Below are 8,211 nucleotides of genomic sequence, written 5' to 3'. Positions count from 1 at the left end.
CCGTTAAAGAACTATTCCACTCGGCAAACAAAACATAAAAACAAACAACGTAGAGTAATTATAATGAAAAGAATGATCACATTGTTGGCTATCGCTATACCATTATCCGCTTCCGCGGATGATCAACAAATAAATACCTTTATGACGGAATTCCATCAAGACCCCCAAAAGGTCATGAATGCACTTCCTCCGAAAGGGGGCGACAACTATCAAACCCCTGAAGCTAATGTTGTAGAGCGCTTTCGGGCAAGAATACGTGATGACATTATGGCGCGCGCAGCTGGCACACCGCCACCATTAGATCTTCATGACCGTATTGTCGAGCCCTTATCAAACATACGCCTGCATAATGATAACCCCGCTCGCTTGGTTGATGCAGGAAGTAATTTAATCCGTAATTTATCACTATTAAGCCAGCAAGCACCGAATAGCAAAAAACTGACGACACAGCCATGGTCAGATACCTATTGGCCGTTATATTCAGGTGCCGCAGCATGGCGTTATGCAGACCGTGAGCTTTCCGCCTCTAATTGGCAAAGTTATTATGACTTCTCTCATACTATAAAGCCTGTTAATACTTATCCTGCTCATCAACGTGATTTGCTTTCCCCCGCAGAAAAATATGATTTATTAGTGGGCGACGCGAACTACACATTAACCAAAAAGTCGTGGGATTCTGGAAAAGGTTATTTCGAGTCACAAGGGCATGTAGAAAAGTGGATGGGACTGTGTCATGGCTGGGCTGCAGCCGCGTACATGCTGCCTCGCCCCAAACAATCTGTTTCTGTGCCGGACGCGAATGGCGAGATGTTAAAGTTCTATCCCTCAGACATTAAGTCATTAGGAACCTTACTGTGGGCGGAAGCGCCTTTTGACACCAAGTTTATTGGTGGTCGCTGTAATATCAAAAATCCACAAAAAGATGAAAATGGCCGAATTATTGAGCCTGATTGTGTCGACAACAACCCAGGCAGTTGGCACTTAGCGGTGTTAAATCAAATTGGCATCACGGGGCGCAGCATGATCATGGACGCGACCTATGACTATCAAGTTTGGAACCAGCCGATTCTCGGGTACAAACTTACCTATTTTAACCCACAAACTCACCGCTCTTCGGATGATCCCAACAAGGTTAAGATCCCATTAACCCAATATAGTAAAGATAAGTTCGCGAAATACCGTTCGAGAAGTACGCAGTCGATAGTCGGTGTGAAAATGGTGGTCGACTATATGGTTGAAACCAACCCTACTCATCGTGAGAAAGATGTTCCAACATTCGATGGCGTCTCTCGAGTCACTTACTACTACGACTTAGAGTTGGATAAACAGGGCGATATCATTGGCGGCGAGTGGTACCAGAACCGTCATCCTGATTTCTTGTGGACACCGACTCCCAATGCCATTGCTAAATCTTACTATGATGGACAAGGTTCATGGCGTATTGACCAGCCCGTCCCCACGAGCTGGCAGCGTCAGGCACCCCACGCATCACGTTACTCACAGCCAATGACTGCTGTCGTTTCAACGCTCTTCGATGCATCGGCAGGCGCACAAACGCCCGCTATATCGTGGCAACAGCTGGTGACCCAAGACAACCATTGCCTCGACGTTGAGTCGAGCAGCAACCATCCCGGCGCAAACGTATTTGGCTGGCAATGTCATGATGGTAGTAACCAGCAGTGGCAATTAACGCCTGAAGGAAAACTCATTAGTAAAGTGGCACCTGATTTATGCTTGGATCAGCAAGGTGTACAAGTCAGCATGGAATCGTGCGCTGACACCCCGAGCCAAACATGGCGATTTGAGGGTGGACAAATAAAAAATGCGTTAGATAATGCGTTGAAATGGAATGCAAATAGTTGGCGAGTGGGCGCTGACATCAAGGGCAGTCAGTGGGAATGGCGCTAGCCTCTAACTCTCTCCCTTAAGTCACAAACGGCGAGCTTCATGCTCGCCGTTTTGTTTGCTTTATGCCTCAGTCAGTGTTTGCCACATCGCCTGCCATGCGTCTGGGCGACGATAGTATTGGCTCACTGTAATGACTTGCCATTGACCGTTTTGCTCCACCAGCATGGATGGAAACCCTCGTAAGCCATGCGCTGCCATCAATTGACGGGTTTGATTCACCGCGGGCATCACGTCATTTTCGGCGCGATTCATCGCCTGTTGCCAAGCCTCTGCCTCTGTCCCCATCTCGCTGGCAAGTTCTGCGAGCGTGTCAGCGTCATAGACGGAGCGACCTTGCTGATAATGGCCCCGCTGGATACGTTTCAGCATCTCTGCACCCTTACCATCAAGCTGCTGAGCAGCGAGAATAGCTTGCGCGGTCATAAAAGAGTCCAAAATTACCGGCTGATCGCTTGCTACGCGGTCAAGATAGGCTTGACCAAATGTCTGTCCGGTTTGATCGGCAATGGTTTTATCTGCCGCCAAAATGTGTTGACGAAAGCTGTCTTCAATCGGCGCACGCTCACGCATACCACCCGGATGAAGCTGCAAGTTAATCTCAGGGTTGTTGCTCAGGCTTTCAATCAAGGTGGCGGCGCCGAAGCACCAGCCACACATTGGGTCAAAAATGTAGTGGACGTTTACCATTCCATCTCTCCCATATGTACTTTGGCACCAATTTCCAAAGCCATCGGCAAACCCGCTTTTGGATATTTCGCTTGCATGGTTTTAATCAGTTCAGCACTGTCTTTGCTGTTGGCTTTCGCCTCGGCAAAGTCTTGCAAATACTGCTGGGCAAAGGTAATGGTATCAGCGTTTAGTGCCGTGCCTGCTTTCATATGGCCTGGGATCACGACTTTAGGCTTCAGTGCTGCCATTTCTTCTAGTTGTGCGGCCCAACCTTCACGTGCTTGGTCAGATTGTGCGTCTGCCATCCAAAGGTGAACATTGCCATACACAGCGACGTTACCGAGGATCGCTTTGTTGGCTGGGATCCAAAGATACGGACGGTGCGCTAACTCGCCTTTCGCGCCGCGAATTTCAATTTTACGGCCATCCAGTGTCAGTGATGAACGGGTATAAGCAGCTGGCACCACAGGGTTTTGCGGGGCATTGTCACCCATTTTTGGGGCCCAAAATGCCATTTTTCCGTCCAATTTTTCTGCAATCGTGGCACGTACTGCCGGTGTGGTGATCACCTTGGCATCAGGGAACATGCCGTGCAGCACTTCCGCACCAAAGTAGTAATCTGGGTCGGCTTGGGTAATAAAGATGGTGGTCAGCGCTTTACCAGAGTCCAGCACTTTAGCGGCAATACGCAGCGCGTCTGCTTTAGTAAAGCCCGTATCAACCACCATGGCTTCGGTTTCGCCATACACCAAGGTTGAGTTTACGTGGAAGCTGTTACCATCCGCGTTATACACGTCTAGGTTCAAGGGTTCAGCATTATTTGCTGCCATCGCGCTGCCGGTCAGTAATAAAGAGGCGGCTAGGGTTTTTATCAATTTCATCGTCGTGCTCCGTTGTTTTGTATTCGGTGTTGAGATGCTGTGCAGTTTACGGGCTCGACTTGTTCAGATATATAGCTAATAATTTACATCATTATTTCATAATTCGAGCACATAGACTGATCGTACCGTGTTACGAACGGCTAGCTCTTAAGCATAGATGAGATTGACATGGACACACTGACTGCCGCCCGCGTATTGATTGATGTCGCCCTTACACAAAGTTTTACCGCCACTGCCGAGCGTCTCGAGATGTCGCGCCCCATGGTGACTCGCCATGTGGAAGCGCTGGAAGACTGGTTAGGCGTACGCTTATTGCAGCGCACCACGCGCAAAGTATCGTTAACCTCCGCCGGCGAGCAAAGCTTGCCACAACTGGAACAATGGGTTGAGCAAGCCAATGCCCTGACACAGCAATGGCAGCAAGAGACGGGCTTGACCGGCAAAGTACGGGTGGCGACCAGTATGTCGTTCGGCTTTGCGCAACTGATCCCCGCGGTAAAGCCATTTATGGCCGCTCATCCCGGGGTCGATGTGGATATTGAGGTGCAGGATAAAGCGGTCGATTTGATTGCGGAACGGGTTGATATTGCCATCCGCATTGCGTCCAACCCCGACCCTTCCCTAATTGGTCGTCCGATCGCCGCGTGTGATTCCGTATTGGTTGCGGCACCGGATTATTTAGCCGCCCATACACCAATCCACTCACCGGAGGATCTCTCCGCGCATAGCTGTCTCAGTTACAAACAATTTGATCGGCCAATTTGGCATTTAGACAAAGGTGAGGAACACGCCGCAGTTGAGGTGCAAGGTAAGCTGTCTGCTAACGAGGCGACCACCTTACTCAGTGCCGCCATTCAGGGCATGGGCGTGAGCATGCAGCCAGTGTATTTGGCGCATAGTGCCATTGCGCGAGGTCAGCTGGAAGTGGTGCTCCCCGATTGGCAACCCAAAGCGATGGATATCTACGCCTTGTACCCGTCACGTCGCAATCAACCACCGGCGGTGCGTGCATTGCTAGATGCGCTGATTGCCCACTTCGCAGATAGCGAGTGGGCRCCGGTTGCTATTTAGCCAGCAGAAAAAATTGAGTGATGAGAGAAAAAGCGGGCCGGCTTAATCAGACGATTTTGCTTGCGCGGCATGATAACGCTGAGCTTTAACCAGCCATTTATCAAGCTGGTTGGCAAAGGCTTGTTTTTGCTGCGGACCAAGCGGAGCAGGCCCGCCGGTGTGCACACCGCTACTGCGCATGGTTTCCATAAAATCACGGATATTAAGTCGAGCACGGATGTTTTCTTTGGTCAGCAATTCGCCGCGGGTGTTAATCACCGTCACGCCCTTTTCTATCACTTCATCCGCCAGCGGAATGTCTTGGGTGATCACCAAATCGCCCGCCTCTGCCTCGGCAACAATTTGGTTGTCCGCCACATCAAAGCCCTTTTCTACCTGACGTGCGCTGGCATAGGGCGACGGCGGCAAACGAATAAATTGGTTGGCTACAAAGGTGGCTTGAATCTGTGTTCGGTGCGCCGCGCGCACAATCATCTCGCGCATCGCGACCGGACAAGCGTCCGCATCTACCCATATTTGCATGCTGGTTCTCTTAGCTTTTGCGTCAATGCCTGCATTAAACCGCATCATCTTTATAAAAGCCAAAAAAAAGCGCCGACAATTCGGCGCTTTCATCAGGAAAGTATGAGATAACTTACTTTAACAACGCCAATACCGCGTTAACACACGCTTCAGACGAGACTGGGTTCTGCCCGGTGACCAAGTTGCCATCAGTAACCACATACGAGGTAAAGTCATCCGCTTTTTCATAAAGACCGCCGTTTTCTTTGAGCATATCTTCGACCAAAAAGGGGACTACCTCGGTTAAGCCAACGGCAGCTTCTTCGCTATTGGTAAAACCAGTAACCCGTTTGCCTTTCACCAGTGGCTCGTCACGATCTGAACGTGTATGGCGGAACACTGCTGGGCCATGGCATACCGCACCAACGGGTTTGCCCTGATAGTAGAAAGTCTCAATCAGCTGACGGGAGGTCGAATCTTCCGCTAAGTCCCACAATGGGCCATGACCACCGGGATAGAAAATCGCGTCGTACTCGTACGCATTCACATCGCTCAGCTTAACGGTGTTATTAATCATATCTTGCAGCTCAGCATCGCCATCAAAGCGTCGAGTGGAGTCTGATTGCGCATCTTCCGCTTCGCTGTTTGGGTCAATCGGTGCCGTTCCCCCTTTAGGGCTCGCAACCACAACGGTTGCCCCTGCATCTTTAAACGCGTAATAAGGGGTGGTGAACTCTTCAAGCCAAAAGCCTGTCTTGTGTCCCGTCTCGCCCATGGCATCGTGAGATGTCAGCACCATCAAAATTTTGTGTTGTTGCATCATCGCTCCTTGTTGTTTGACGCGTTCATTGACTGCTTTGCTATTCGGCAACCTTGTTACTAACGAAGTAAATCCCAGTTTTGATCAGTTGACGATTTCTTTACTTTCATCGAATAACATTGACTTAAGCCTAGCTTAACAATGACACCCCCCTCCTGTCTGCCGCTACAATGAGTACATCCATTAAGGGCAACGCCCTCATCACGTTTAAAGTAATCATGCATCTAACATGCAAAAGAGGTCATCATGAAAAAGGCATTTGTACTAGCACCACTCGCTCTTGTCGCTGTTTTAGTGGGCTGTGAGCAACAAGCCAATGACAAACCAGCAACTGAGACGCAAGTTGAAAGCGCAGTAGAAAATGTACAAGCTGGCGCAGAACAAGCGATGGATAGCGCCGAGAATGCGGTTGATGCAGCAGGCGATGCTGTCAACGAGATGGTTGATCACCACAATGCAAAACTATCACTGGATTGGAATGGCACGTATCAAGGTGTCGTCCCCTGTGCAGATTGTGAAGGTATTGATACCACACTGACGCTTAACCAAGACAATACCTACATTCTTAGCAAAACTTACTTGGGTAAACAGGGAGAAGCTTTTAAAGAATCGGGCACCTTCAAGTGGGATGAAACAGGCAGTGTCGTGATCCTTGAAGGCCTGACTGACAGCCCTAACCACTTCTTTGTGGCGGAAAACCAGGTGATCATGCAAGACATGAATGGCGAAACCATCGAAGGTGATCTTGCTGAGATGTATCACCTGAAAAAGCAGTAATCGATCGAAGGCCTGTGATCGGCTGTTTTGGCAGGTTACAGGCCCTTTTCATCATAACCTTTAACAGGCTTTATCTCTTCTCCATTTGTTAAGTAAATATTGTCGCCGAAATACCCACCAAAATCAGAAAGTTCGACATGATCTAACTTAATACATGACTTTACGATACCTTTACATCTCCCATTCAGATGAGAGGTTGATTCCAGAAAACCCTTTGCCTTTATTTCTGGCCAATCAAAGTTGATATATTCGGCTGATAAATAGCCAAGCTAGGAGTAAAACGTGGCCCATACCGCATACATAAAGATGATTGGAGAAACACAAGGCTGTATCTCTCAAGGTTGCAATACCGATGACTCTATTGGGCGAAAAGCGCAGATTTCACACATGGACGAAGCAACCGTTTTAGCTTGCAACTACTCGCTAGAAAAAGAAGCGGACCAAGTCAGAAAGACTCTCAGCGCTTTAACCATCACAAAGCCGATCGACAAGGCTTCCCCTCTTCTTGGCCTTGCTTTTTCAAAACAAGAGAAGATTCAGTGTGAGATAAAGTTTTACAGAACCAATGATAAAGGCCACAACGAAAATTACTATACCATTGAATTAGTTGATGCTGTCATCGCACACCTGTCGTTTAACCAGCCTCATGTCCTTATGTCCGGCGATGAGGACATGTCCGAGGATATTGCTCTTCGGTACAAAGATATCGTATGGAAGCATAATATTACTGGTACCCAAGGCTACGAACGATGGGAGTAAGATCTAAGCCCTCACCTTACGACACTGCCGTTGTAAGAAAAGCTGGAAAAGGCCTGACAATGCAAGCTACAAGCCTTGCTAATCGTCACATTCGAAGTGGGGTTTTGAAGAATCAATTCGTCAGAGAGATCGATCGGTTTGAACAGTGCTTGGTTAATGACGTTGAGCGGGGCAAGAAAACCAAAGAGCAAGCTCTTACCGAAATGAAAAGAGAGCAGTCCAGCTTAATGGAGCAGTCTTCATTAATTGCGTCAAAAGGAATCGGTACTATTGCTGGTGCCATGCAAGTTGCCGCAGGTGGAGCAATATGCATTTACTCTGCCGCATCATTATGCTCAATCGGCGCATTATTGGTGACTCATGGGTTTAACAACATGTATGAAAACGGTAAATACTTTGTCGATGGCGACGAAGATGCGACTGGCTTGGTTCGCGAAGCTTATCAAGGTGCCGCCGAATTTGCAGGATATCCTAAAAGCTATGGAAACATGGCCTACTACGGTGTCGATTTGGCCTTGTCGGGCTACGGAATGGTAGCAAAAACAACCACAGTAAAAGATGCCGACAAGGCTTATCAAATACTATCAAAGGGCACATCTCAGACTTGGACTAAGAGCAGAAATGCTAAACGATTTAAGCTATTTCGATATAGCGCTGAGGATTACCTGAGAGGCTATCAAGCAGCCTCAAAAGGTTCTTTGTTTATAGAAACTCTATCAGATGCCAGCTCTATCCACTCTATAAGCAAAGAGGTCAAAACAGTTGATTGAAATCATATTTTTCATTGCCATAAGTGCATCGCTAGGTTATAGCTTAAGAGTATGG

General features: G+C 48.4%; 9 protein-coding genes. 5 read left to right on the top strand and 4 right to left on the bottom strand.

All coding sequences use genetic code 11. From position 1 onward, the window contains the following. Window positions 1–63 precede the first annotated feature (63 nt). Window positions 64–1,908 (top strand): ricin-type beta-trefoil lectin domain protein, encoded by a 1,845-nt coding sequence (locus tag BZJ18_RS16345; RefSeq protein WP_077458340.1) that lies wholly within the window; start codon window positions 64–66, stop codon window positions 1,906–1,908. A gap of 60 nt (window positions 1,909–1,968) precedes the next feature. Here BZJ18_RS16345 and BZJ18_RS16340 read toward each other — a convergent pair whose 3' ends face one another. Both BZJ18_RS16340 and BZJ18_RS16335 read right to left on the bottom strand, forming a co-directional pair. Continuing rightward, window positions 1,969–2,595 carry a DsbA family protein gene (locus tag BZJ18_RS16340; protein WP_077458338.1) on the bottom strand — a complete coding sequence of 209 codons (627 nt, stop codon included), beginning with the start codon at window positions 2,593–2,595 and terminating at the stop codon, window positions 1,969–1,971. Continuing rightward, on the bottom strand, window positions 2,589–3,458 hold the full coding sequence (locus BZJ18_RS16335) for an MBL fold metallo-hydrolase (RefSeq protein ID WP_077458336.1): 870 nt from the start codon (window positions 3,456–3,458) through the stop codon (window positions 2,589–2,591). Before BZJ18_RS16335 ends, BZJ18_RS16340 begins: the two co-directional genes overlap by 7 nt. A 168-nt stretch (window positions 3,459–3,626) precedes the next feature. On the opposite strand from BZJ18_RS16335, the gene BZJ18_RS16330 reads away from it, so the two are divergent. Beyond that, window positions 3,627–4,529, top strand: coding sequence for a LysR family transcriptional regulator (locus tag BZJ18_RS16330; protein WP_077458334.1), 903 nt, complete (start codon window positions 3,627–3,629; stop codon window positions 4,527–4,529). A 42-nt stretch (window positions 4,530–4,571) separates the two neighbouring features. Here the strand turns inward: BZJ18_RS16330 and BZJ18_RS16325 are convergent, their stop codons facing one another. Both BZJ18_RS16325 and BZJ18_RS16320 read right to left on the bottom strand, forming a co-directional pair. Continuing rightward, window positions 4,572–5,051: a YaiI/YqxD family protein gene (locus BZJ18_RS16325; protein ID WP_077458332.1), complete on the bottom strand. Its 480-nt coding sequence runs from the start codon at window positions 5,049–5,051 to the stop codon at window positions 4,572–4,574. Window positions 5,052–5,163: 112 nt separating this feature from the next. After that, window positions 5,164–5,850 carry a type 1 glutamine amidotransferase domain-containing protein gene (locus tag BZJ18_RS16320; protein WP_077458330.1) on the bottom strand — a complete coding sequence of 229 codons (687 nt, stop codon included), beginning with the start codon at window positions 5,848–5,850 and terminating at the stop codon, window positions 5,164–5,166. 246 nt (window positions 5,851–6,096) lie between these two features. Here BZJ18_RS16320 and BZJ18_RS16315 point away from each other — a divergent pair, with 246 nt between their 5' ends. The 3 genes from BZJ18_RS16315 to BZJ18_RS16305 all read left to right on the top strand — a co-directional run bounded on the left by BZJ18_RS16315 (window position 6,097) and on the right by BZJ18_RS16305 (window position 8,156). Beyond that, complete coding sequence (locus BZJ18_RS16315; RefSeq protein ID WP_077458328.1) at window positions 6,097–6,627, top strand: copper resistance protein NlpE; 531 nt, start codon at window positions 6,097–6,099, stop codon at window positions 6,625–6,627. 282 nt (window positions 6,628–6,909) lie between these two features. Beyond that, window positions 6,910–7,386, top strand: coding sequence for a type VI secretion system tube protein TssD (gene tssD, locus BZJ18_RS16310; RefSeq protein WP_077458326.1), 477 nt, complete (start codon window positions 6,910–6,912; stop codon window positions 7,384–7,386). Beyond that, complete coding sequence (locus BZJ18_RS16305; protein ID WP_077458324.1) at window positions 7,377–8,156, top strand: DUF4225 domain-containing protein; 780 nt, start codon at window positions 7,377–7,379, stop codon at window positions 8,154–8,156. The genes tssD and BZJ18_RS16305 overlap by 10 nt, the downstream gene beginning before the upstream one ends. The last annotated feature ends 55 nt before the right edge of the window (window positions 8,157–8,211 follow it).

The organism is Salinivibrio sp. IB872, from assembly GCF_001995345.1.
Lineage (GTDB): Bacteria > Pseudomonadota > Gammaproteobacteria > Enterobacterales > Vibrionaceae > Salinivibrio > Salinivibrio proteolyticus.
This window is presented reverse-complemented; position numbering and strand designations above follow the sequence as displayed.